At 62.3% G+C, this 22,739-nt stretch carries 22 protein-coding genes; 17 read left to right on the top strand and 5 right to left on the bottom strand.

Going from position 1 to position 22,739, the window contains the following annotated elements; all coding sequences use genetic code 11:
- The first annotated feature begins 6 nt into the window (after positions 1-6).
- The 7 genes from ASD31_RS12790 to ASD31_RS12815 all read left to right on the top strand — a co-directional run bounded on the left by ASD31_RS12790 (position 7) and on the right by ASD31_RS12815 (position 7,298).
- Positions 7-1,662, top strand: a complete 1,656-nt coding sequence (locus ASD31_RS12790; protein WP_056333962.1) for a GMC family oxidoreductase — start codon at positions 7-9, stop codon at positions 1,660-1,662.
- A gap of 8 nt (positions 1,663-1,670) precedes the next feature.
- Positions 1,671-1,985, top strand: a complete 315-nt coding sequence (locus tag ASD31_RS12795) for a Dabb family protein (RefSeq protein WP_056333964.1) — start codon at positions 1,671-1,673, stop codon at positions 1,983-1,985.
- Positions 1,986-1,990: 5 nt separating this feature from the next.
- The gene (locus ASD31_RS12800; RefSeq protein ID WP_056334684.1) at positions 1,991-3,259 is read left to right on the top strand and encodes a glycerate kinase; all 1,269 of its coding nucleotides are present in this window, start codon (positions 1,991-1,993) and stop codon (positions 3,257-3,259) included.
- A 91-nt stretch (positions 3,260-3,350) separates the two neighbouring features.
- Positions 3,351-4,268 carry a transglutaminase-like domain-containing protein gene (locus ASD31_RS12805; protein ID WP_056333967.1) on the top strand — a complete coding sequence of 306 codons (918 nt, stop codon included), beginning with the start codon at positions 3,351-3,353 and terminating at the stop codon, positions 4,266-4,268.
- Between the two features lie 169 nt (positions 4,269-4,437).
- The gene (locus ASD31_RS25990) at positions 4,438-4,581 is read left to right on the top strand and encodes a hypothetical protein (RefSeq protein WP_156392640.1); all 144 of its coding nucleotides are present in this window, start codon (positions 4,438-4,440) and stop codon (positions 4,579-4,581) included.
- A 207-nt stretch (positions 4,582-4,788) separates the two neighbouring features.
- Positions 4,789-6,225 carry an aldehyde dehydrogenase family protein gene (locus tag ASD31_RS12810; RefSeq protein ID WP_056333970.1) on the top strand — a complete coding sequence of 479 codons (1,437 nt, stop codon included), beginning with the start codon at positions 4,789-4,791 and terminating at the stop codon, positions 6,223-6,225.
- Positions 6,226-6,392: 167 nt separating this feature from the next.
- Positions 6,393-7,298: a DMT family transporter gene (locus ASD31_RS12815; protein ID WP_056333973.1), complete on the top strand. Its 906-nt coding sequence runs from the start codon at positions 6,393-6,395 to the stop codon at positions 7,296-7,298.
- Between the two features lie 27 nt (positions 7,299-7,325).
- Here ASD31_RS12815 and ASD31_RS12820 read toward each other — a convergent pair whose 3' ends face one another.
- Together ASD31_RS12820 and ASD31_RS12825 are read right to left on the bottom strand one after the other, a co-directional pair.
- On the bottom strand, positions 7,326-8,504 hold the full coding sequence (locus ASD31_RS12820) for an aminotransferase (RefSeq protein ID WP_056333976.1): 1,179 nt from the start codon (positions 8,502-8,504) through the stop codon (positions 7,326-7,328).
- A 17-nt stretch (positions 8,505-8,521) separates the two neighbouring features.
- Entirely contained in the window at positions 8,522-9,568 is a 1,047-nt protein-coding gene (locus ASD31_RS12825; RefSeq protein WP_056333979.1) for a LysR substrate-binding domain-containing protein, read from the bottom strand.
- Positions 9,569-9,809: 241 nt separating this feature from the next.
- Here ASD31_RS12825 and speB point away from each other — a divergent pair, with 241 nt between their 5' ends.
- From speB to ASD31_RS12865, 8 genes are all read left to right on the top strand, one after another.
- On the top strand, positions 9,810-10,871 hold the full coding sequence (gene speB, locus ASD31_RS12830; RefSeq protein WP_056333982.1) for an agmatinase: 1,062 nt from the start codon (positions 9,810-9,812) through the stop codon (positions 10,869-10,871).
- Positions 10,872-11,133: 262 nt separating this feature from the next.
- Positions 11,134-12,222, top strand: coding sequence for an ABC transporter substrate-binding protein (locus tag ASD31_RS12835; protein WP_056333985.1), 1,089 nt, complete (start codon positions 11,134-11,136; stop codon positions 12,220-12,222).
- Between the two features lie 154 nt (positions 12,223-12,376).
- On the top strand, positions 12,377-13,414 hold the full coding sequence (locus ASD31_RS12840; RefSeq protein ID WP_056333988.1) for an ABC transporter ATP-binding protein: 1,038 nt from the start codon (positions 12,377-12,379) through the stop codon (positions 13,412-13,414).
- Positions 13,411-14,265, top strand: a complete 855-nt coding sequence (locus ASD31_RS12845) for an ABC transporter permease (protein WP_056333990.1) — start codon at positions 13,411-13,413, stop codon at positions 14,263-14,265. The genes ASD31_RS12840 and ASD31_RS12845 overlap by 4 nt, the downstream gene beginning before the upstream one ends.
- On the top strand, positions 14,262-15,062 hold the full coding sequence (locus tag ASD31_RS12850) for an ABC transporter permease (RefSeq protein ID WP_056333993.1): 801 nt from the start codon (positions 14,262-14,264) through the stop codon (positions 15,060-15,062). Before ASD31_RS12845 ends, ASD31_RS12850 begins: the two co-directional genes overlap by 4 nt.
- Entirely contained in the window at positions 15,059-15,841 is a 783-nt protein-coding gene (locus ASD31_RS12855; RefSeq protein ID WP_056333996.1) for a carbon-nitrogen hydrolase family protein, read from the top strand. The genes ASD31_RS12850 and ASD31_RS12855 overlap by 4 nt, the downstream gene beginning before the upstream one ends.
- 131 nt (positions 15,842-15,972) lie before the next feature.
- The gene (locus tag ASD31_RS12860) at positions 15,973-16,926 is read left to right on the top strand and encodes a ring-cleaving dioxygenase (RefSeq protein WP_056333999.1); all 954 of its coding nucleotides are present in this window, start codon (positions 15,973-15,975) and stop codon (positions 16,924-16,926) included.
- A 104-nt stretch (positions 16,927-17,030) separates the two neighbouring features.
- Complete coding sequence (locus ASD31_RS12865; protein WP_056334002.1) at positions 17,031-17,591, top strand: NADPH-dependent FMN reductase; 561 nt, start codon at positions 17,031-17,033, stop codon at positions 17,589-17,591.
- Positions 17,592-17,594: 3 nt separating this feature from the next.
- On the opposite strand, the gene ASD31_RS12870 is transcribed toward ASD31_RS12865, so the two are convergent.
- Positions 17,595-19,157, bottom strand: coding sequence for a VOC family protein (locus ASD31_RS12870; RefSeq protein WP_056334687.1), 1,563 nt, complete (start codon positions 19,155-19,157; stop codon positions 17,595-17,597).
- A gap of 114 nt (positions 19,158-19,271) precedes the next feature.
- Positions 19,272-20,135, bottom strand: coding sequence for an SDR family NAD(P)-dependent oxidoreductase (locus ASD31_RS12875; protein ID WP_056334004.1), 864 nt, complete (start codon positions 20,133-20,135; stop codon positions 19,272-19,274).
- Positions 20,136-20,308: 173 nt separating this feature from the next.
- Here ASD31_RS12875 and ASD31_RS12880 point away from each other — a divergent pair, with 173 nt between their 5' ends.
- Complete coding sequence (locus ASD31_RS12880; RefSeq protein ID WP_056334007.1) at positions 20,309-21,064, top strand: Crp/Fnr family transcriptional regulator; 756 nt, start codon at positions 20,309-20,311, stop codon at positions 21,062-21,064.
- 112 nt (positions 21,065-21,176) lie between these two features.
- The gene (locus tag ASD31_RS12885; protein ID WP_056334010.1) at positions 21,177-21,560 is read left to right on the top strand and encodes a response regulator; all 384 of its coding nucleotides are present in this window, start codon (positions 21,177-21,179) and stop codon (positions 21,558-21,560) included.
- Positions 21,561-21,573: 13 nt separating this feature from the next.
- Here the strand turns inward: ASD31_RS12885 and ASD31_RS12890 are convergent, their stop codons facing one another.
- A complete protein-coding gene (locus tag ASD31_RS12890; protein ID WP_056334014.1) occupies positions 21,574-22,605 on the bottom strand; it encodes a DUF2793 domain-containing protein in 1,032 nt (343 codons plus the stop codon).
- Between the last annotated feature and the right edge of the window lie 134 nt (positions 22,606-22,739).

Raw genomic sequence — 22,739 nt, forward strand, 5'->3', positions numbered from 1 at the left:
GACGACATGAGCTATGATTACATCATCACCGGCGCCGGGCCTGCCGGTTGCGTGCTGGCCAACCGGTTGAGCGAGGACGCGGATGTGAAGGTGCTGCTGCTCGAGGCCGGCGGCGGCGACTGGAACCCGCTGTTCCACATGCCGGCCGGCTTTGCCAAGATGACCAAGGGCGTTGCCAGCTGGGGCTGGGAGACCGTGCCGCAGAAGCATATGAAAGGCCGCGTGCTGCGTTATACCCAGGCCAAGGTGATCGGCGGCGGCTCCTCGATCAATGCGCAGCTTTATACGCGCGGCAATGCGGCCGATTACGATCTCTGGGCCAGCGAAGACGGCTGCGCCGGCTGGGACTATCGTAACGTCCTGCCCTATTTCAAGCGTTCGGAAGACAACCAGCGCTTTGCTGACGATTACCATTCTTATGGCGGGCCGCTTGGCGTTTCCATGCCGGTTTCGGCATTGCCGATCTGCGATGCCTATATCCGCGCCGGCCAGGAGCTCGGCATTCCCTATAATCACGATTTCAACGGCAGGCAGCAGGCCGGCGTCGGTTTCTATCAACTGACCCAGCGCAATCGCCGCCGCTCTTCGGCCTCGCTCGCCTATCTCTCGCCGATCCGCGACCGTAAGAACCTGACGGTTCGGCTGGGCACGCGGGTGACGCGGATCGTGCTGGAAGGAACCCGCGCGGTTGGCGTCGAAATCGCCACGGCAAAAGGGTTGGAGACGATCAGGGCCGAGCGGGAAGTGCTGGTCTCCTCCGGCGCCATCGGTTCGCCGAAACTGCTGCTGCAGTCCGGTATCGGTCCGGCGGATCATTTGCGCGCGGTCGGTGTCGAGGTGAAGCACGATCTGGCCGGCGTCGGCGGCAATCTGCAGGATCATCTCGATCTCTTCGTCATCTCCGAATGCACCGGCGACCATACCTATGACGGTGTCGCGAAATTGCACCGAACGCTTTGGGCAGGCCTGCAATATGCGCTGTTCCGCTCCGGCCCGGTGGCCTCGTCACTGTTCGAGACCGGCGGCTTCTGGTATGCGGATCCGCAGGCGCGCTCGCCGGATATCCAGTTCCATCTCGGCCTCGGCTCCGGCATCGAGGCCGGCGTCGAAAAGCTCAGGAATGCCGGGGTGACGCTGAATTCGGCCTATCTGCATCCACGCTCGCGCGGCACGGTGCGGCTGTCCTCCGCCGATCCGGCCGCAGCGCCGCTGATCGACCCGAACTACTGGAGCGATCCGCATGATCGCAAGATGTCTATCGAAGGACTGAAGATCGCCCGGGAAATCTTCCAGCAGAATGCGCTGAAACCGTTCATCATGGCCGAACGCCTGCCGGGTCCGAAGGTCATGACTGACCAGGAACTGTTCGATTACGGCTGCGCCAATGCCAAGACCGATCACCATCCGGTGGGCACCTGCAAGATGGGAACCGGCGCTGATGCGGTCGTCGATCTGGAACTGAAGGTCCATGGGCTCGAAGGTCTGCGGGTCTGCGACAGTTCGGTCATGCCGCGCGTTCCCTCCTGCAATACCAATGGACCGACGATCATGATGGGCGAGAAGGGCTCGGACATCATCCGCAACCGGCAGCCACTGCCGGCGGCGATCTTCTCGCACGAACGCAACGACCAGCGGCCGCGTGCGCGCGCCGAAATAAGATAGGAATCGCCATGATCCGCCATTGTGTCTTCATCCGCTTCAAGGCGAGTATCCCGCAGACCGAACGGGCGTCGATTCTGGCTGATATCGCCGATCTCAAGAGGTTGGTTCCGGGCTATCTGACGGTAAATATCGGTCCCAATGTCAGCCCGGAAGGGCTGGGCAGGGGCTATACCGACGGCTTTGTCATCGATTTTACCGATGCGGCCGCGCGCGACGCCTATCTTGTCCATCCAGCGCACGAAAAGGCGGGCAGGCGGATCGTCGCGGCGGCCGAAGGCGGCGTGGACGGTGTGTTCGTCTATGATTTCGAGATGGCGGGTTGATGGCGATGTCGCTTGAGCCGCGCGCTTTCCTCACCAGCCTGTTCGAGGCGGCGGTCAAGGCTGCCGATCCCCTGACGGCGATCCGCGCTCATCTGCCCGAAAGGCCGAAAGGCCGCACGATCGTCGTCGGCGCCGGCAAGGCCGCGAGCCAGATGGCGGCCGCCTTCGAAAACCTCTGGGACGGGCCGCTCGAAGGCGCGGTGGTGGCCCGGCACGGACCGGTGGCGGTTTGCGAGCGCATCCGCGTCCTGCAGTCGGCCCATCCTGTGCCGGACGAGGCAGGACTTGCCGGTTCGGCCGAATTGCTGCGACTTGTTGAGGGCTTGACGCCCGACGATCTCGTCGTGGCGTTGATCTCGGGCGGCGGTTCGTCCCTGCTGCCGGCCCCGCCTGCGGGGCTCTCGCTTGAAGACGAGATTGTCGTCAACAGGGCGCTGCTTGCCTCGGGCGCGCCGATCTCGGCGATGAATGTCGTGCGCAAACACGTGTCGCGCATCAAGAGCGGGCGGCTGGCCTTCGCAGCAGCGCCGGCGCGGCTGGTGAGCCTGATCGTCTCCGATGTCCCGGGCGACAATCCGGCCTTCGTCGCCTCGGGGCCGACCATCGCGGATTTTTCGACGGCGCAGGATGCGCTTGCCATTATTGCCCGCTACGGTCTGGCCCTGCCCGAACCCGTCATGCGCCATCTGCGCTCCGGCCAGGCGGATGCGCCCCGGCCCGATCATCCGGCCTTTGCCGGCCAGGCGCATCATGTCATCGCCTCGGCAGGTGTCTCGCTCGAAGCGGCCGCCGCGAGAGCCCGTTCGCTGGGCGTCGAGGCGGTCATTCTTTCGGACGCGATCGAGGGCGAGGCGCGCGATATCGGCCGCATGCACGCGGCGATCGCCCGCGAAACGGCCGCGCGCGGCCGGCCGTTCACAAAGCCGATCGTCATCCTTTCGGGCGGCGAAACTACGGTGACGATACCGCCCGGCGCCCAAGGAAAGGGCGGCCGCAACAGCGAATTCCTTTTGTCCTTCGCACTTGATATCGATGGCATCGATGGCATTCATGCGCTGGCCGCCGATACGGACGGCATCGACGGATCGGAAGACAATGCCGGTGCCTTTGCCGATGGCGGCACGATCCACCGCATGCGCACGGCCGGCGCCGATGCGCGCGCCCATCTTGCCCGCCATGACGCCTGGAGCGCGTTTTGCGCGAGCGGCGATCTGTTCGTGCCGGGGCCAACGGGAACGAATGTCAATGATTTCAGGGCGTTATTGATCCGCTAAGTTCTTTCGTCGCGTCTTCCTATTCCTTGCTGCATGGCTGGAACAAAATCTTCGCCCCATCCGTTGCTTCCCTGGTTATGGAGGGTGTGCAATGTTCATACGGTTTGGATACGAAATAGGCATCAGATGCGCCCAGCCGACGCCGATGATGACGTTTCTCTCGGTCGAGCAGGCCCGGCGCAAGGACATCGTCAGGGAAACCGGCCCGATATCCGATCCTGTGGTCAAGATGGACGAGATTACCGATTCCTTCGGCAATAGCTGTATCCGCATGCTCGTTCCCGAAGGCGATATGCGACTGACCTATGATGCGGTGATCATGGACGATGGACGACCTGACCCGGTCATATCCCAGGCCGGCATCATTCCCGTCGAGAAACTTCCGGCCGAATGCCTTCCCTATCTTTCCGGCAGCCGCTACTGCGAGACCGATCGGTTCGGGGAACTTGCCTGGCGGCTTTTCGGCGGGATAGAGCCCGGCTGGGCGCGCGTCCAGGCGATCTGCGATTACGTGCATGACCGGCTGACTTTCAGCTACGGCTATGCATCCGCCTTTCGCACCGCCGTGCAGGCGCATGAGGAAAGGGTGGGGGTGTGCCGCGATTATGCGCATCTCGCCGTTACGTTCTGCCGCGCCTTGAACATTCCTGCGCGCTACGCCAACGGTTACATGGGTGATATCGGTGTTCTCGCCGATCCGGCACCGATGGATTTCAACGCCTGGTTCGAGGTCTATCTGGAGGGCGGGTGGTATATTTTCGACGCCCGTCACAATATTCCGCGTATCGGCCGCATTACCGTCGCGCGTGGTCGCGACGCCGCCGACATCCCACTGATCCAGACCTTCGGCATCCACGATCTGACGACCTTCAAGGTCTGGACCTATCCGGAAGAAAACGCGGCGATGACGCGACCGCATGCCAAGGCCGAGGTGACATTGATCAGTCCCTGGTTCAGCGAGCGGTGGTCGCGACTGGTGCGCGAACGGGAGTACAATCGGGAACATTGACGCCGGCGACGCATTTCATACGACGGCATGGCGCGAAGTCGGATTTTTTCCAGCCGATGCTTATCGAAGAAAATAATATCTATAAATTCAGTAGGAAATAACGGACAAAGGCAGGACCGACACACGGCATGGCAGGCGGGCTATCCGCACAACTCATATGGAGGACGTGATGCAAGGTTTGAAACACGTCATGCACAATCGTCCATCTCCCCTTGGCGTCAGGCCACCCTTTTCCTGGCATGCGGCGACCCAGGCCGTCGTTCTGTTTGCCGCATTCCTCTTTGTCGCCGTGCTCGTCTGCGGCGGGATCTAGTCTTCGTCAGGCCGATAAAGCACCCGTAGAGCCTCCGGTATCCCCAGGGATTCCGAGGGCTCTGCTTTGTCGTGCTCCCGCGGAATATGCCCTGTTTTCCCGTATTGCGCTTTGACTGGAGTTCGCTCAAGTTCCTTTTGGCCTTCATGGCCTGTCTGCCGATGGGGACGGCCGGCACAGCATGATCTGATGGGAAGGAAAGACCTGATGCTCGACAAACGCAAATTCTATATCAATGGCGAATGGGTAGCCCCGCTTACGGCCAATGATCTGGAGGTGCTCAATCCGGCCACCGAAAAGCCGGTGGCGGTGATTTCCATGGGGACGGCCGCCGATATCGACCGCGCCGTCGCTGCCGCCAAGAAGGCCTTTGCCACCTATAGCCGTACCAGCATCGAGGAGCGGCTTGCGCTTCTGGAAAAACTGCTGTCGATCTACAAGCGGCGCTATGAGGAGATGGCAGACACCGTCACGCTGGAGCTTGGCGCGCCGGCCACCATGTGCCGCGAGCAGCAATGCGATGTCGGCGTCGGCCATTTGCAGGGTTTTATCGATGCGCTGAAGCGCCTGCCGATGCGTGACGTGCTGCCGAACGGCGATGTGGTGCTGCGCGAGCCGATCGGCGTCTGCGGGCTGATCACGCCCTGGAACTGGCCGATCAACCAGATCGCCCTGAAGGTCGTGCCTGCTTTGGCGACCGGCGCCACCTGCGTGTTGAAGCCGAGCGAGTTTACGCCGCTGAATGCCATGCTCTATGCCGAAATGGTCCATGAGGCAGGCTTTCCGGCCGGCACCTTCAACCTCGTCAATGGCGATGGTCCGAATGCGGGTGCTGCGCTTTCCAGACATAAGGACATCGACATGATGTCGTTTACCGGCTCCACCCGCGCCGGCATCGCCGTCAGCAAGGACGCGGCCGAAACGGTCAAGCGGGTGACACTGGAACTGGGCGGAAAATCGCCGAATATCGTCTTCGAGGATGCCGATCTGGAGGACCGCATCACCGCCGGCGTTCTGGATTGCTTCAACAATTCCGGCCAGTCCTGCGATGCACCGACGCGTCTCCTGGTGCAGAAATCGATCTACGACAAGGCCGTGGAGATCGCCACGCGGGTTGGCGGCGAAGCGAGGGTCGGCGATCCCACGCAAGAGGGTGACCATATCGGACCGCTGGTCAGCGATATCCAGTTCGGCCGCGTGCAGGCGCTGATCGAGGCCGGCATCAGTGAAGGGGCCCGGCTTCTCGTCGGCGGCGCCGGCAAGCCTGAAGGATTCGAGACCGGTTATTTCGTCAAGCCGACGATCTTTGCCGACGTCAATAATCAGATGCGCATCGCCCGCGAGGAAGTCTTCGGGCCGGTGCTAGCCATCCTGCCTTTCGAGACGGAGGAAGAGGCGATCGAGATCGCCAACGATACGAATTACGGGCTGGCTGCCTATGTCCAGACAGGCGATCCGAAGCGCGCCGAGCGGGTTGCCTCAAGGCTGCGCGCCGGCATGGTCCATATCAATGGCGGACCGCACCGCTATGGCAGCCCCTTCGGCGGCTACAAGCAATCGGGGAATGGTCGCGAGGGCGGCCAGTTCGGGCTCGAGGATTTCCTCGAGGTAAAGACAATCCACCGTCCGGAGGAGGCTGCCTGAGGGCAATCCTTCGAATCCATGTTCCAGCCGCCGCGCCCGAAAGGGCGCGGCGGTTTCAGTTCAAGGATTGTCATCCTTCCATCAATAGAAATGGCTGTCTTCCGCGGCGGGCTTCTGATAGCGCCTTCTCCTATCGTCAGGGTGGCGCATCGCCGGGCCAGCATGCATTGGATCTCTCCGTGTCAGACATTTCTTCCGCCGCCCCCACATCGGCAAACCGCCTTGCGCTTGCAGCACTTCTGATCGGCGGTGCGGCGATCGGTGGATCGCCGATCTTCGTGCGGTTGTCCGAGGTCGGGCCGATGGCGACCGCCTTCTGGCGGGTGGGGCTGGCGCTCATACCCCTGCTGATCTGGGCGAAGGCCACGGAAAAGACGGCTGCCGACACCCGTCCGCAGGGGCTTGCGGATTATGCCATGCTGGTGCTTCCGGGCGTCTTCCTTGCCGTCGATCTCGCCGCCTGGCATCTTTCGCTGCACATGACCTCGGTTGCCAATGCGACGCTGCTTGCCAATCTCGCCCCGATCTTCGTGACGCTCGGCTCCTGGGCGCTGTTTCGCGCCCATGTCAGCCGGCTGTTCATCGTCGGTCTCGCCACGGCGCTGATCGGCGTCGTCACCTTGAAGGGCGGGCCGATGAAGCTGGGCGGCGGCGATCTCGCGGGCGACGCGACGGCCATCGTCGCCGCCGTCCTCTATGCCGGCTATATCCTGACGGTCGGCCGTTTGCGCAGCCGGTTTTCCACCAACAGGATCATGGTCTGGAGCACGGCATCGGCGGCGGTCTGCATCGCGCCCATGGTGTTCTTCCTCGAAAGCAGCTTCATGCCCACGGCGCTGTTCGGCTGGGCCATGCTCATAGGGCTGGCCTTTATCAGCCATGCGGGCGGGCAGGGGATGATTACCTATGCGCTGGCCTTCCTGCCGCCGGCCTTCTCGTCGCTGACGCTGCTGCTGCAGCCGGTCGTGGCGGCGATCCTCGCCTGGATTCTCCTCAATGAACCGGTCGGGCTGATGCAGGCCGTTGGCGGCATCATCGTGCTCGCCGGCATCATGGTCGCCCGCCGCGGCTGATTTGCCCGCCAGATGGTGGCCTGCCGGTCAGATGCCCGGCAGGTTGAAGGTCGAGAGCCGCTCCTCCAGCCGAAGGATGGTCGGCGCATCGGCATTGGCAAAGGCAAAGCGCAGATAGCCTTCCTGGCCCTCGCCGAAATAATCGCCCGGCAGGCAGGCGACCCCGGCGAGCTTTGCCAGCTTTTCCGCGACGAATTCCGAGCGGATATCGGGATAGGGATGCCGGATATAAGCGAAATAGGCGCCGATCGCCTGGAGTTTCCAGCCTGACAGCCTGCTCATGACCAGTTTCAGCGCCTCTGCGCGCCTGGCGATTTCGGCGCGGTTACCGGCGCGCCATTCGTCCAGCGCCGGAAGCGCTTTGGCGACCGCCGCTTGAGCGGAGCGCGGAGCGCAGATCTGCAGATTGTCCATGACCTTGGCGATCTGCTCCACCAAGGTCGGGCCGGCAGTGACGGCGCCGAGGCGGTGACCGGGAATGCAGAAGGATTTGGAGAAGCTGTAGAGGCAGACAAGGCTGTCCTGCCAATCCTCGACGGTAAGCAGGTCATGCGGGGCGCCGCTGCCCTCGGCAAGAAAGTCCCGATAGGTCTCGTCGAGGATCAGCCATGTGCCGTTGGCGCGGCAGAGATCGAAAATCCGCCGCAGCAGTTCCGGCGGATAGACGGCGCCGGTGGGATTGTTGGGGGTGACGAGTGCCAGGGCACGGATGCCGGGCTTGAGGGCAGCTTCTATCGCCCCGATATCCGGCAGGAAGCCGCGTCCCGCATCGCAAGGCACGAGCTCGACATCGATGCCCAGCATGGCCAGTGTGGTTTCCTGGTTGAAATAGAACGGATTGGTCATCAGCACCATATCGCCGGCGCCGGCGATCGCCATGATCGTGCAGATGAAGGCCTGGTTGCAGCCCGAGGTGATGTGGATATTGCCGGTCGTGACCGGCGCCCTGTAGAGAGCCGAGACATGGGCCGCATAGGCGCTGCGCAGGACCTCCTCGCCCTCGATCGCGCCATAGCCGGTAAAGGCGGGAGAGCCGGCGGTTTCGGCCAGCCAGGCCAGCATGTCGGGATGCGGGGGATAGCCGGGAACGGCCTGGCTGAGATCGATCAGCGGTCCGCGCGCGCCGTCATAGGCCCTTGCCCAGGCGAGGACGGACGGCACCGGCGGCGGCGACAGTCTGGCGATCAGCGGATTGAAATGCGGCATTGCGATTGTCCCATGGTTCATGTTTTTGCGCGACGCTTCGGCGGTCTTTCGGCATGCCGGTCGCGGGTTGGCGAGGAAACGGGCTGGAAGCCCTCTCTGGCGGGCAGGCGCTCCGGAGTCCCGGTCTTGGCAGGCCGGGCGCGGATGATGGTGCGTGCCGAGGTCTGCAGTTCCGGCATCGGCTCGCTTTCGAGCGCGGAAAACAGCCAGTCGATAAAAACCTTGACGATCGGGGCTGCGCGGACCTCGTTGCGGCAGGCGACATAGAAGGCGTCGTTGGCCGGCACCGTCAGGTCGAAGGGAGCGATCAGTTCGCCGCGGGCAATCAGGCTGCCGGCGGTGATCGTATCGCCGAGCGCCACGCCCTGGTTGTGCAGCGCCGCCTCCGTCGAAAGCCGGGCATCGCTCATGAAATGCTGGCGCCCGCGCTGGAAATCGATGCCATCGGCGGCCGCAAGCCAGGTGTTCCATTCGCGACCGTCGTCGCCGTGCAGGATGACGTGATCGCGCAGATCGCGCACAGAGCGCAGCGGCCGCGTGCTCAGGAGTGCCGGGCTGACGACCGGGAATAGCTCCAGCCGGCTCCACAACCGCGCCCAGCAATCGGGCCAATTGCCGTCACCATAGAGCAGGCAGATATCGATATCGGAGGAGAAAAGGCCGGCAGGATCGTTGGTGGCGATCAGCGTCAGGCGGACATCGGGAAATTGTTCGGTGAACTGGTGCAGGCGCGGAATCATCCAGAAGGACAGAAGTGCCGGTACGCAGGTGATGCGCAATTCGCCGCTGGTGGTCGGCCGGGTCATGGCGGCGGTCGCGGCCGCGATCCCTTCGAAGGCATGGGTGACGGCGGGGAGCAGCAGGGCGCCCTGCGAGGTCAGTCGCAGCCGCTTGCCGCCGCGCTCGAAGAGAGCTGCGTTGAAGGACAGTTCCAGCGCTCGTATCTGATGGCTGATCGCTCCATGCGTGACGTTGAGTTCGCGCGCCGCCGCCGAAACGGAGCCGCGCCGGGCCGTCGCCTCGAAGGCGCGCAGGGGATTGAGCGGGGGCAGGCGGCTGGACACGTCGGACTTCCGGAACGCTTGGATGGTGAGTTTTTCTCACATCAAATGCTATAACAATGTCAATTGATTTTTCAATGAAATTGTTTCCTAATGTATCCCAATAAAGGCAAAAAGGCCTGGGGAACACGCAAGACGGTGGTTTGGCTCAAGGCCGGAATCGTCTCGCTTCTGGCGATTTCAGAGCTTTCAGAAGCTTTACTTCGTCGGATGATCTCCCTTGGCTGAAGAGGAGATGATTGCCATGGCATGGAACGCAGCAAAGCTCGAGGAGTTGAAGGCGAAATACGGGGCGAGCCATGGCGGCGAACTGTTCGATCCCGCCTTCCGCAAGGTCGCAGACAAGATATTCTCCAAGAGCGGCACACGCCTGGCGCCCTATGCGGGCGTTCCCACTTTTCTCAGCGCCCCCTATATGCCGGTTGATGCCAACGAGCCCGATTTCGGCAATCTCCAGGTGGCGATCCTTGGCGTGCCGATGGATCTCGGCGTCACCAATCGCCCAGGATCGCGTTTCGGTCCGCGCGCCCTGCGCACCATCGAGCGGATCGGACCCTACAACCATGTGCTCGATTGCGCGCCGGTGTTTGACCTTCGTGTGGCGGATATCGGCGACGTGCCGTTCCAGAGCCGCTACCGGCTGGAACTCAGCCATGACGACATCGAAAAGCGCGTCAACCAGATCGTCGATGCCGGCGTCGTGCCGCTTTCGGTGGGCGGCGATCACTCGATCACCCATCCGATCATGAAGGCGGTGGGCAAGACGCGTCCAGTCGGCATGATCCATATCGACGCGCATTGCGATACGGGCGGTGCCTTCGACCAGACGAAATTCCACCATGGCGGCCCGTTCCGCAATGCGGTTCTGGATGGCGTGCTCGATCCGACGCGCACGGTGCAGATCGGCATCCGCGGTTCGGCGGAATATCTCTGGGAGTTCTCCTACGAGGCCGGCATGACCGTCATCCACGCCGAGGAAGTGACGGGCATGGGCATTCCGGCGATCATCGAGAAGGCGAAGGCAATCGTCGGCGACGGCCCGACCTATCTTTCCTTCGATATCGACAGCGTCGATCCGAGCTTCGCGCCAGGCACCGGCACGCCGGAAGTGGGCGGGCTGACGACGCGTGAGGTGCTGGAACTGATCCGCGGCCTCAAGGGCATCAATCTCGTTGGCGGCGATGTCGTTGAAGTCGCGCCGCAATATGACGCGACCACCAATACGGCTCATGTCGGCGCCCAGGTCCTGTTCGAGATTTTGAGCCTGATGGTGTCCAGTCCTTTCGTGAACGGGAAGCGGGATTGAGGCATGTCTCGGCCGAATTGCGGCCTTGACATCCTTTGCCGGTTTTGAGGAAGTGGACGCTGCTTTGAGGCCGCGCCCGGATAGCAAGTCAGGCGGATTTGCAATGGTGCTTACGCGCAGGGTGCTTTGGGTGCCGCACCCGGATATGTGCGAACATCCCGCGTCGAAATACTGAGAATAAGAATGCCGGCCTTGCATGCCGGAGGGAAACTTGGGAACAGACCGGAAGCCAAAAATGGCACCGGCAAACAGGAGAACGACGATGAGCGAATTTCTGAAACAGACCGTCGGCCGCCGCGCGGTGCTGGGGGCCGGGCTTACCGGCGTCTCCATGCTGGCGATGCCCTCCATCCTGCGCGCCCAGGACAAGTCGCTGAAGGTCGGCGTCTATGGCGGATATTTCAAGGATTCCTTCGACAAGAACATCTTCCCGGAATTCACCAAGGCGACCGGGATCGCCGTCGAAGCGGTGGCGGAGCCGACTGGCGAAGCCTGGCTGGTGCAGCTGGAACAGGCCGCCAAGGCGGGCCAGGCGCCGGCCGATGTCTCGATGATGTCGCAGGTCTCGATGCTCAAGGGCCAGGCAACCGAACTGTGGGCGCCGCTCGACATGGCCAAGATTCCGAATGGCGCGAACCTTATCGATCGGTTCGTCAATAAATACCCGGATGGTCGCGTTGCCGGCATCGGCGCCGTTTCCTGGTACATCACCCTCGTCACCAATACCGACGTCTACAAGGAAGCGCCGACCTCCTGGGCCGCCTTCTGGGATCCGGCCAATGCCGACAAGCTCGGGCTTCTGGCGCTGGTTTCCAACTCCTTCCTGCTTGAAGTGACGGCCAAGACCTATTTCGGCGGTACTAATGCGCTCGATACCGAAGAGGGTATCCAGAAGGCCTTCGACAAGCTGGCCGAAGTCAAGCCGAATGTCCGTCTCTGGTATCGCGACGAGGCGCAGTTCGAACAGGCGCTGAAATCGGGCGAAATCCCGATGGGCCAGTATTACCACGACGTGACAGGCCTTGCCGCCGCCGACGGCAATCCGGTGCGCTCGACCTTCCCCAAGGAAGGCGGCATCCAGGACAGCGGCTGCTGGGCGCTGTCGCGCGCCTCCGAGAAAGTCGAGGAAGCGCATGTGTTCATCGATTATATGAGCCAGCCTGGGATCCAGGCGATCCTGTCGCGCAAGGTCGGCACCTCGCCCACCGTCAAGCGCGACCTGATCGACCTTACGGACGAAGAATTCGCCGCCGTCTCCTCCGATATCGAGCCGATCATTCCGCGCTATGATCTCTACCAGACGAAATCGGACTGGCTGAACCAGAAATGGACGGAACTGATTGTCGGTTGATCGATCGTCCCTCATCCGCCCTGTCGGGCACCTTCTCCCCGCTTGCGGGGAGAAGGACCGTGCCGCAAACTCTGTAATCCCCTCTCCCCGCGTGCGGGGAGAGGGTTAGGGTGAGGGGCATTTTGTCTGCATATTGAAACTGAATGGAACACGAATGTCAGGCCTGGCCCTCAACAATGTCACGAAGGAATTCGGGACTTTTACCGCGGTCAACAATGTTGCCCTGACGGTGCCGCACGGCACATTCGTGTGCATGCTGGGGCCTTCCGGCTGCGGCAAGACCACGCTTTTGCGGATGATCGCCGGGCTCGAACTGCCGAGTGCCGGCACGATCAGCCTCGATGGCGAGGACATTACCCAGGTTCCCACCCACAAGCGCAATCTCGGCATGGTCTTCCAGTCGCTGGCTCTGTTTCCGCATCTGACGGTGGGCGAGAATATCGCCTATCCTTTGCGCATTCGTGGCGCCGCGAAAGAGGACCAGGTCAAGCGCGTCGCGGATCTTCTGGCCATGGTGCATCTGGGCGGCTACGCCGACCGGCCGGTGGCCAAGCTTTCCGGCGGCCAGCGCCAGCGCGTGGCGATCGCCCGCGCCCTGGCGATATCACCAAAACTCTTCCTTCTCGACGAGCCGCTGTCGGCGCTCGATGCGCAATTGCGCGAGGCCATGCAGGTGGAACTGCGGCAATTGCAGCAGAAGCTCGGCATCACCACCATCGTCGTGACCCATGACCAGCGCGAGGCGATGACCATGGCCGATACGGTGATCGTCATGAAAGGCGGCGAAATCCGCCAGGCGGCGCCGCCGATCGAAATCTACCGGCGCCCGGCCGACAGCTTCGTCGCCGATTTCATCGGCTCCACCAACCTGATCGCCGCCGAGGCCGACAGTGCCGGCCGCGTCAGCGTGCTCGGCCAGGCCGTCCCCGGCATTTCGCTCGGCTCCGGCATGAAAACAGCGACGCTTTCGGTTCGGCCGGAAGACGTGCATCTGACGGCACCCGGCGACGGCGCGCTGTCGGGAACGGTGACCTTCGTGCGCGATCTCGGCGGCACGATCGAGACCTTCGTCGATATGTCCGGCCAGCGGATCGTCGCCGTCTCGACGCCGCGCGCCCGCCCGCAGGTCACGGTCGGCCAGCCGGTCGGCGTGGTGTTGCAGCCCGATGTCTGCGTGGTGCTTGCCAAATGAGACGAGAAGCACCGCAACGGTTTGGCGACTATGCTCCGCTGTTCTTCCCGGCGACGATGCTCATCGTCTTCTTCGTCATTCCCTTCGCGACGATGATCGCCGTCTCGTTCTTCCAGCGCCAGCAGGGCGGCTTCTACGTGCCGGCCTTCGAGTTTTCGAACTACCAGCGGTTTCTCAGTCTGTTCTTTGCCAATGTGCTCGGCTTCTCGCTGATGCTTGCGGTTGCGGTTGCCATCTGCTGCGTCCTGCTTGCCGTTCCCTTCACCTATCTTCTCACCCGCATGGCGCGAAAGGTGCAGATCGTCTGGCTGGTGGCGCTCCTGTCCGTCCTGTCGCTCTCTGAAGTCATCATCGGCTTTGCCTGGTCGACCCTGTTTTCGCGCACCGCCGGCATCACCAACCTTCTCGTCATGGCCGGGATCATGAGCGAGGCGAAGGCGCTGTTGCCGAGTTTTGGCGCCGTCCTCACCGGCATGGTCTACCAGGCCTTTCCCTATACGGTGCTGGTGCTCTATCCGGCGCTGGTCCGGCTTGACCCGACGCTGACGGAAGCGGCCCGAACGCTCGGTGCTTCGCCGATAAAAGCCTTCTTCACCGTCGTCGTGCCGGCGCTGCGCAATACAATCACGGCCACGCTGATCATGGTGTTCATCTTTGCGCTCGGCTCCTATCTTCTGCCGCAGCTTCTCGGCCGGCCGCAGCATTGGACGCTGTCAGTGCTGATCACCGACCAGGCGATCTACCAGTCCAACATGCCGTTCGCGGCGGCCATGGCGGTCTTCCTGGTGCTGGTGACGCTCGGTCTCGTGGGGCTGACGATCCTGGCCGGACGCAAGGGAGAGGCCGCATGACCAGGGCGTTGAGCAAGATCTATTTCGTCCTGATCGGCCTGTTCCTGGCCCTGCCGATGATCGTCGTCGCCGGCGTTTCGGTGAACGAAAAACAGACGCTCGCCTTTCCGCCGAAGGGCTTTTCGCTCTCCTGGTATGGCGAAATCTTCCTCAATCCGGAGTGGCGCAGCGCACTCTTCGCTTCGCTGACACTGGCGCTTGCATCCGCAGCGCTGGCGGTGGCGATCGCGCTGCCACTGGCCTGGTTTCTCTGGCGGCGCATCGCGCCTTGGGCGAATATCTTCCAGATCCTCGGCATCGCACCGTTCACGCTGCCGCCGGTGATTACCGCGCTCGGGCTCCTCACCTTCTGGGCAACCACCGGCTTCTATGGCCAGCCCTGGACGGCGGTGGTGAGCCATGCGATCTTCTTCGTGACCTTGCCATTGGTGACGCTGTCGCTCGGCTTCACGGCGATCGACCGCTCGCTGGTGGAGGCGGCCGCCACCATGGGCGCTGACGACCGGACGATTTTCCGCACCGTCGTTTTGCCGCTGATTTTGCCCTATATCGTTTCCGGCTATGCCTTTGCCTTCGTCCTGTCGCTCAACGAATATATCGTTGCCTATATGACGGTCGGCTTCACCATGGAAACCCTGCCGATCAAGATCTTCAACGCGCTGCGCTACGGTTATACGCCGACCATGGCCTCGGTGACGATCCTGTTCGTCGCCACCGCAGCTGTCATCTTTTCCCTTGTCGCGCGGTTCGGCGATCTGCCGAAGCTGCTCGGCGCCATGTCATCGGACGACACATGATCACGATTGCCGCCCTGCAGATGAAATCCGAAGGCGGCGATGTCGCCGCCAATCTCGCCCGGATCGAACAGGCCGCCGTGGACGCCGCCGCCAAGGGGGCGAGCCTGCTGGTCACGCCGGAGCTTTGCCTGACGGGCTATGGCGCCGGTGATATCATCCGCGATCTTGCCGAGGCCGCCGACGGGCATCTCGTCAGGGAACTGCAGGCGATCTCGGCAAGGATCGGCATCGCGATCATCGCCGGCTTTGCCGAGCAGGCCAGGCAAGCGGTCTTCAACAGCGCTGTTTATGTGGACGGCACGGCGGAGCCCGCCATTTACCGCAAATCCCATCTTTATGGCGACTACGAGCGGTCCTTGTTCAGCCTTGCTGCACCGAGCACGGTATTGTTCGATCATCGCGGCGTCACCTGTGGCATGCTGATCTGCTACGATGTCGAGTTCCCGGAGAATGTCCGGCGGTTGGCGCTGGCAGGTGCCGATGTCGTGTTGGTGCCGACGGCGCTGCCGGCCGGCTATTCCGGCAGTTTCATTGCCGAGCATATGATTCAGACCCGCGCCTTCGAGAACCAGGTCTTCGTTGCTTATATCAATCATTGCGGCTCGGACGAGCGCTACACGTTCGCCGGTTCGTCGCGCATCGCGGCACCCGACGGGACGCTTCTTGCAGGCGCCGCATCACATGGCGAGGCGCTGATGATTGTCGCGCTCGATCCCGCCGAGTTCCATGTCTCCAAGACCGAAAATACCTATCTCGACGACCTGAAGCGGCACGCCTGAAGCGATTGCACCGGGCATTCGCGACGTGCCGGAGGATCGTTCACGATCTGTAGACATTCTGTCTGGATCGGAACACTTTATGAAACGGCTTCGATCACCGATATTGGCCTCATAGATAAAAGGAGGCAGTCATGGACTTGCAACTCACCGGAATTCACCACCTCACGGCCATCACCGCGAATGCCAAGGAGAACCTGCATTTCTACACGCAGGTGCTCGGCATGCGGCTGGTCAAGAAGACCGTCAATCAGGACGACACGACGGCCTATCATCTGTTCTATGCCGACGGGCAGGCGACGCCCGGCACGGACCTGACCTTCTTCGACTGGCCTGTCGGCCGCGAAGGTCGTGGCACCCATAGCGTCTCGCGCACCGGACTTCGCGTCGCAGGGCGAGACAGTCTCGTCTGGTGGAAGGCGCGGTTCGACGGCTTGAAGGTCGATGCCGGCGATGTGGTCGAGATCGACGGGCGCGCTTCTTTCGATTTCGAGGATGGCGAAGGCCAGCGATTCCGGCTGATCGACGACGGCGGCCTGGCACCCTCCCATCCCTGGGACGGGAGCCCGGTACCGGCTGAGCAACAGATAAAAGGCCTCGGCCCGATCGTCCTGAGCGTGCCCGACATCACCAATACCGAACTGGTGCTGACCAGGGTGATGAACATGACGGCCGTCCGCCGCTATGCCTCGCCCGACGGCAATGGCGAGGTTCACGTCTTCCAGATGGGCGAAGGTGGGCCGGCTGCGGAATTGCATGTTGCCGTCCAGTCGGGACTGCCGGCGGCCCGGCAGGGTGCTGGCGCCGTCCACCATGTGGCATTCCGCGCACCGGACGAGGCGGCCCTGCACGCATGGACCGAGCGGCTGCAGGGCTTCCGGCTGCCGTCGAGCGGCGAGGTCGAGCGTTTCTACTTCCGCTCGCTCTATTTCCGCGAGCCGAACGGCATCCTGTTCGAGATCGCCACCGATGGCCCCGGCTTTGCCGTCGACGAGCCGTTGGAAACGCTCGGCGAGAGCCTGTCGCTGCCGCCGTTCCTGGAGCACAGGCGCGTCGAGATCGAGGCACGGCTGAAGCCGCTGGTCTGAAACGCATACAAAGCCGGGAGACTATCTCCCGGCTTTGTCATCTTTGGCGCACTCTATTTTCCTGTTTCGCAACGGTGTTGCGGCAAGAAAAAAGGACCTCTCGCATGACGAAACTGATCGGTATTTCCGGAAGCCTGCGTAAGGCCTCGTTCAACAAGGCGCTTCTGCATGCGGCACTGCCGCTGGCGCCGGTGGGCGTGCGCTTTTCCTTGGGGACGATAGAAGGCATTCCGCTCTACAATGCCGATGTGGAACGGGAAGGCGTGCCGGAGGCTGTGCAGGTGCTGAAGGACCAGATCGCCGATGCCGACGGGGTGATCCTGTTCACTCCGGAATATAACAATTCCATCCCGGGAGTTTTCAAGAACGCCATCGATTGGGTCAGTTCCTCGATGACCGGCGCGCCGAACGTGTTTTCGGGGCGTGCGTTCGCGCTTGCCGGAACCTCGCCGGGGCCGTTCGGCACCTTGCTCAGCCAGAACGCCTGGCTTCCGGTCCTGCGCACGCTCAGTGCCGATCTCTGGTCGGGAAAGCGGCTGATGCTGCCGAAGGCCGGCACGCTTTTCGACAAGGAAGGCAACCTCATAGACGAGGACGCCAAGGCGCGGCTCAAGGCCTTCGTCGAGGCTTTCGCCGCCTATGTCGAGACCGTCAAAAAACGCTAGGCTTCAATCCCGGTCGGCCAATCCCGCCAGCCATGCTCTGGCGATGGACACGTCCTGCGGGCTGAGATCGTGACCGGCATTGACCAGCGTGTTCTCGACCTCGGCATGGCTGTTGAGCAGGTTCTTTTCCAGATCGGGCGTATAGGGCGCGTAGGGATCCTGCGCGCCTGTGGTCATCAGTATCCGCGTCCCGCTGAGATCGGCTTTCGGAATGTCTTCGAGCACGTTCATAGGACGCAGGAGCACCGCGGTCCTGATCAGGCCCGGATGCAGAAGCAGGACGGCGCCAAGCATGTTGGCACCGTTCGAATAACCGACGAAGACGGTGTCCCGCAGGTCGATGCCGTAGCCGGCGACCGCGCCCTCGACGAAGGCGGCGAAGGCCTCTGCCTCCGAAACCAGATCGGGCTGATCGAAGGTGACATTGGTGATGCGCCGGAAGAACCTCGGATAGCCCTCTTCGACGCTGCGGCCGCGCAGGCTGAGCAGGTCGGCGCGCGGCGCGATCTGCCGACCGAGCGGCAGCAGGCTGGTCTCATTGCCGCCGGTCCCGTGCAACAGGACCAGCGTGCGGCCGTCGGGATTTTCCGCCTGCGTGAAGCGATGGACGAAAGGCAGGTCGCGCATGGGCAGGCGCTCCTCGTCGGGAAGCGAAAATTGCGGGAGGATCACGGTATCGACCTTATCCTTGCCGCCAAAATGTTCAGGGACGAAGAGTTTCGTTCCAAGCGCCTCGGCGCTCTCGTCAATGCTCATGCCGGGGCCATCGGTTGCCAGTTCGAACAGGGTGCCGCCGGGTTCGCGCACATAGAGGGAATAGAAATAGGTGCGGTCATGGACTGGTACCGCGCCAACATCCTCGGCCTCCAGCCGCATGCGCACCGCATTCACGGCATCTTCATCGACGGCCCGAAAGGCGATGTGGTCGATGGTTCCCGTGCCGGGTGCCGCCGTCCAGAAGCCGCCGGCGTCGCGAATATCGATGATGTCGCCCGATTGCGAGGTCAGCCGTCGGATCGTGTCGGTGGCGGCTGTTTCGCTATAGCCGAAATGCCGGGAAACGAAGGCAGCGGTGCCCTCGGGTTTTGCCGTGAGCACGGTCGCGCCGCGCAGGCGAAGGATCGCGTCCTCCGCCGGAATATCGGTGGCGGCGTGAATGGTCGGGGTGGCAACCGCCTGCGTACCCACAAGCTTGACGATCACCCCGTCCGGATCCTTCAGGCGCAACACCGGTTCGCCGAATTCCTGGGTTGGGCCGCTTGTGGCTACATTGTGGCGCAGGGCGCGTGTCAACCAGTAACCGATGCTTTCTGGCGCGATGGCAAAGGCGACTTCGCTGGGTTGTCCATGCCCGACACGGCCCGGCGCGCCGTCCTCCCAGACCAGGAAGGATATGAGCGACCCCGGTGAACCGGTGGCATCGCCATAGAACAGGTGAAGCTGCGCCGCATCCTCGAAGCCGGCCGTGCGCTTGACGAGCCGCAGGCCGAGAAAGCCGGCGTAGAAATCGACATTGGCCTGCACCTTGCGGGTGATCAGGGTAATGTGGTGAATGCCGCTTGTCATCTCATGAAACCTGTTGATCTGGCGGGAGAAAAGCAGTTTACGCCGCCGCGCGCCAGCCCAGACGGGAACATACAATGCTCACGGCCGCACAGGTGGCGGGTCGGTACCGGCGGATTATCGGCGGGGAGGGGCATCGGCCAGGAAGGCCTTGAACGCATCGGCATGATCGGGATGCCAGCGCGACAGGGGCGGGCGATTTTCGATGATGTCGCCGGCCGACCAGGCAATCCGCTTCTCGTCGGTCGGGCGATCGACATCATTGTCCGGGCAGAGAATGTAGAAATCGCCGCCCTCGAGGCTCTGCATCATGAAATCGACGGTTTCCTGGGGCGTCCAGGCGGCGTCCGGCTTTTCCGTTCGGCCATTCGCCGTCAAGGCGGTATGGACATAGCCTGGGATCAGCAGGTGCGCGGTGATCTTGCAGCCGGCGGTGTTGCGCAGCTCATGCGCGAGCGCCTCGGTGAAGACCTTTACCCCGGCCTTCGAGACATTATAGGCGGGATCGCCCGGCGGCGTGGTGATGCCCTGCTTGGAGCCGGTATTGATGATCAGGCCGGCCTGTCCATGCGCCGCCATCGCGGGCGCGAAAATCCGGCTGCCATTGATCACGCCCCAGAGATTGACGGCGAGCACCTTTTCCCAATTCGCCGATGGACCGAACAGGGAACTGCCTGGCTGAACGCCGGCATTGTTCATCAGCACATGCACCGGCCCAAAGCGGGAGGTCGTTTCTCTTTCCAGTGCTTCAATTGAACCGGCATCCGCGACATCGGTGGGAATTGCAATCCCGCTGGCGGGACCATGCGGGGAAACGGCCGCCGTCTGGCGCGCCGCGTCATCGAGCCGTTCGCCGGGCAGATCGGCAAGTACAACCGTCATTCCGAGACCGGCAAACCGTTTGGCAGCGGCAAGTCCGATCCCGGATGCCGCTCCGGTCACGACGGCCACATGGTTGCTGGCGAAGGCTGGATGGTTCATTGCTGGTGCGTCCCGCTTTTACGGTTATGATCAGGCCCGCAAGGCTAGGCGCGCAAACCGGATATGTCCACCGCGCCTTTGTGCGTCACGGCCCGAAAACCTTCGGGTTTCAAATTGCAGTTGTCATCGGGGCGCTGGTTTCCTATCCAGAACATCACCGCCGGGGAAAATGCATGGCCGCACTGAAAGTCCGAAACAGCAAGCAGACGCCCTGCGAGCAATGTCCGCTGAGGGGGCTCGAACATTTCCGCGAGTTCACCGCGGAAGAGCTGAATTTCGTTTCAAATTTCAAAACTGGCGAACTCGCTGTCGATGCGGGCACAACTATTCTCCTCGAGGGATCGCACAGCCCCCATCTTTTCACCGTGCTTTCCGGCTGGGGTTTTCGCTACAAGATGCTGGACGACGGCCGCCGGCAGATCCTGAACTATGTCATGCCGGGAGACCTGATCGGGCTGCAGGGTACGTTGATGGGCGAGATGCAGCATTCCGTCGAAGCGCTGTCGCCGGTCACGCTGTGCGTTTTCGAGCGGGAAAAGCTTGGAACTCTCTACCGCAATTATCCGAGCCTCGCCTATGATCTCACCTGGATCGCGGCGCAGGAAGAGCGGATTCTCGATGAAAACCTGCTGAGCATCGGGCGTCGCTCGGCCCTGGAACGGGCGGCCTATCTGCTGGCGTTCCTTTATCAGCGCGCCAAGGCCACCAATCTTTTCAAGGGCGAACGCGTTTCCATCCCGATCACCCAGCAGCATGTGGCCGATACGCTCGGGCTGTCCATTGTCCATACCAACAAGACGCTGAAGAAGCTCAGCGAGCGCAGGCTCATTCGCTGGGCCGACCGCGGTTGCGATATTCTCGACGACGAAGGGCTCATGCAGATGTCGGGTTGGGAAGGATATAGCGAAAAAACCCGCCCCTTCATCTGAACCTCGCCGTGTCATGTGTCTTAGTTAAATGCCGCGACCACGTTCTTGTCATATTTGTCGAATCAAAGGCGGACTCGCTGGTAACAGGCATATGCAGACAGGAATACAATCAGTGACGCTCACCGATTTACCACTTGCGATCAAGCGCGTACTGGTGCTCGAAGACAATTTCATCATAGCGATGGAAGCCGAGGACATTCTGCGGTCACTCGGCGTGGAACATGTCGAGATCGCCACCAATCTTTCGCAAGCCGGCAGCCTGATCGAGACCGGGGCCTTCGATTTCGTGTTTCTCGACGTCAATCTCGGCTCGGAGACGAGCTTTTCTTTCGCCACCCTGCTCGTCGAGCGCAAAATGCCCTTCGGTTTCGTCAGCGGCTACGGCGAAAACTCGAACTTTCCCGCCGAGTTGCGCGATATTCCCCGCATCACCAAGCCCTTCAATGAAAGCTCGGTCGGCAGCCTGCTGTCGTCCATCGGCACGGTTGAGATATGAAACAGTCCGGCGCCTATAGCATCAGCACTGTCAGCTCGGTCCTGTCATAGCCGAAATCGAGCGCGGTTGTGCCTGTATGTTCCAGCACGATCCAGTCTCCGGCGTTGAGAAGCGCCAGGCCCATGGCGCAATTGCCGTAAGAGGTGGATGCCGGGTCGTTGTCCTTGATGCTGGTGATCGTCGTCGTGCCGTTGACCTTGACCGCCACGGAAAAGGCACCGGCCGGATTGGCCTCGACGGCGAGGCAGACGAGATAGGGCGCCGTGACGGGCACGACCAGCCGGCTGCCGCCACCTGCGACAGATGCGCCGAGAGCGAAGCCACCCTGAACTACGTTCAATGTCGAAAAGCCGGTCTGTGAGCCGGAAGCCGGTGTCACGAGGCCGCCGCCGCGCGTGGTGCGCACCAGCGGGCGTTGCGGCATCCGCACCTGTCCCTGTCCGGTGATGCCGAGCGCCTCGGTCCAGGCGGACCCGTCCGGACTGACCTTCACCGAGAAATCGTCCGTGCTGGCAAGGCCCATTTCCGCCCGCCCGGACCAGCCGGACTGGAACACGAGGCTCGCCGTATCGACTGGCGACGCCTTGTTGATTTTCAGCTGATGGCCGTTTCCGTCATGGGTGAGAAGTGTGGCATCGGCGGCGACGGCAAGCCTGTTGATGTCATCGGCGCTGGCATTGATGCCGATCCGGGCCGGCGTACCGATCGCGTCATAGTCCGCCCAGGCGCTGCCGTCATAAAGCTTCAGCCTGTCCTCGGCGAGGAACCAGCCGCGCCATCCCTGCCTCGGTGCGATGAAGATCCAGTCGCCATCCTGCCGGAAGGCGAGCCGGCCTGCCTTGCCCGCCCAGGCGCCGGTCGGCGAGGCTGCAATGTCGAAACAGCTTCCTTCCTGCGGATCGGAGGGAGGCGTCGAGAGCGAGGCGATGATCGTCAGCTGCGTCAAGGCATCGAGACGCTGCAGGGCTTCATTATGGGTGACATGCTTCTGGGCCTGCGAGGGCAGGATATAGGGCAGTTCGAGATTCGTGGTGGTTTCGCTCATCGGCAGGGCTCCTTCGGTTAAGAAGAAGGGTAGCCGGGCGCGGCCAGCAGGGGACGATAGGCCGGTTGCCCATTGTTTTTGAATGATGATCGGCGTGAATCGTGCCCGCCCGCCGACGACAGATCCGGCGCCAG

Origin of the sequence: Rhizobium sp. Root482, from assembly GCF_001426565.1 — a bacterium.
GTDB lineage: Bacteria > Pseudomonadota > Alphaproteobacteria > Rhizobiales > Rhizobiaceae > Pararhizobium.

Excerpts from the sequence above, each read along its gene's own strand:
- ASD31_RS12790 (WP_056333962.1), top strand. The coding sequence starts at position 7 with ATGAGCTATGATTACATCATCACCGGCGCCGGGCCTGCCGGTTGCGTG.
- ASD31_RS12795 (WP_056333964.1), top strand. The coding sequence starts at position 1,671 with ATGATCCGCCATTGTGTCTTCATCCGCTTCAAGGCGAGTATCCCGCAG.
- ASD31_RS12800 (WP_056334684.1), top strand. The coding sequence starts at position 1,991 with ATGTCGCTTGAGCCGCGCGCTTTCCTCACCAGCCTGTTCGAGGCGGCG.
- ASD31_RS12805 (WP_056333967.1), top strand. The coding sequence starts at position 3,351 with ATGTTCATACGGTTTGGATACGAAATAGGCATCAGATGCGCCCAGCCG.
- ASD31_RS25990 (WP_156392640.1), top strand. The coding sequence starts at position 4,438 with ATGCAAGGTTTGAAACACGTCATGCACAATCGTCCATCTCCCCTTGGC.
- ASD31_RS12810 (WP_056333970.1), top strand. The coding sequence starts at position 4,789 with ATGCTCGACAAACGCAAATTCTATATCAATGGCGAATGGGTAGCCCCG.
- ASD31_RS12820 (WP_056333976.1), bottom strand. The coding sequence starts at position 8,504 with ATGCCGCATTTCAATCCGCTGATCGCCAGACTGTCGCCGCCGCCGGTG.
- speB (WP_056333982.1), top strand. The coding sequence starts at position 9,810 with ATGGCATGGAACGCAGCAAAGCTCGAGGAGTTGAAGGCGAAATACGGG.
- ASD31_RS12835 (WP_056333985.1), top strand. The coding sequence starts at position 11,134 with ATGAGCGAATTTCTGAAACAGACCGTCGGCCGCCGCGCGGTGCTGGGG.
- ASD31_RS12840 (WP_056333988.1), top strand. The coding sequence starts at position 12,377 with ATGTCAGGCCTGGCCCTCAACAATGTCACGAAGGAATTCGGGACTTTT.
- ASD31_RS12845 (WP_056333990.1), top strand. The coding sequence starts at position 13,411 with ATGAGACGAGAAGCACCGCAACGGTTTGGCGACTATGCTCCGCTGTTC.
- ASD31_RS12850 (WP_056333993.1), top strand. The coding sequence starts at position 14,262 with ATGACCAGGGCGTTGAGCAAGATCTATTTCGTCCTGATCGGCCTGTTC.
- ASD31_RS12855 (WP_056333996.1), top strand. The coding sequence starts at position 15,059 with ATGATCACGATTGCCGCCCTGCAGATGAAATCCGAAGGCGGCGATGTC.
- ASD31_RS12860 (WP_056333999.1), top strand. The coding sequence starts at position 15,973 with ATGGACTTGCAACTCACCGGAATTCACCACCTCACGGCCATCACCGCG.
- ASD31_RS12865 (WP_056334002.1), top strand. The coding sequence starts at position 17,031 with ATGACGAAACTGATCGGTATTTCCGGAAGCCTGCGTAAGGCCTCGTTC.
- ASD31_RS12870 (WP_056334687.1), bottom strand. The coding sequence starts at position 19,157 with ATGACAAGCGGCATTCACCACATTACCCTGATCACCCGCAAGGTGCAG.
- ASD31_RS12875 (WP_056334004.1), bottom strand. The coding sequence starts at position 20,135 with ATGAACCATCCAGCCTTCGCCAGCAACCATGTGGCCGTCGTGACCGGA.
- ASD31_RS12880 (WP_056334007.1), top strand. The coding sequence starts at position 20,309 with ATGGCCGCACTGAAAGTCCGAAACAGCAAGCAGACGCCCTGCGAGCAA.
- ASD31_RS12890 (WP_056334014.1), bottom strand. The coding sequence starts at position 22,605 with ATGAGCGAAACCACCACGAATCTCGAACTGCCCTATATCCTGCCCTCG.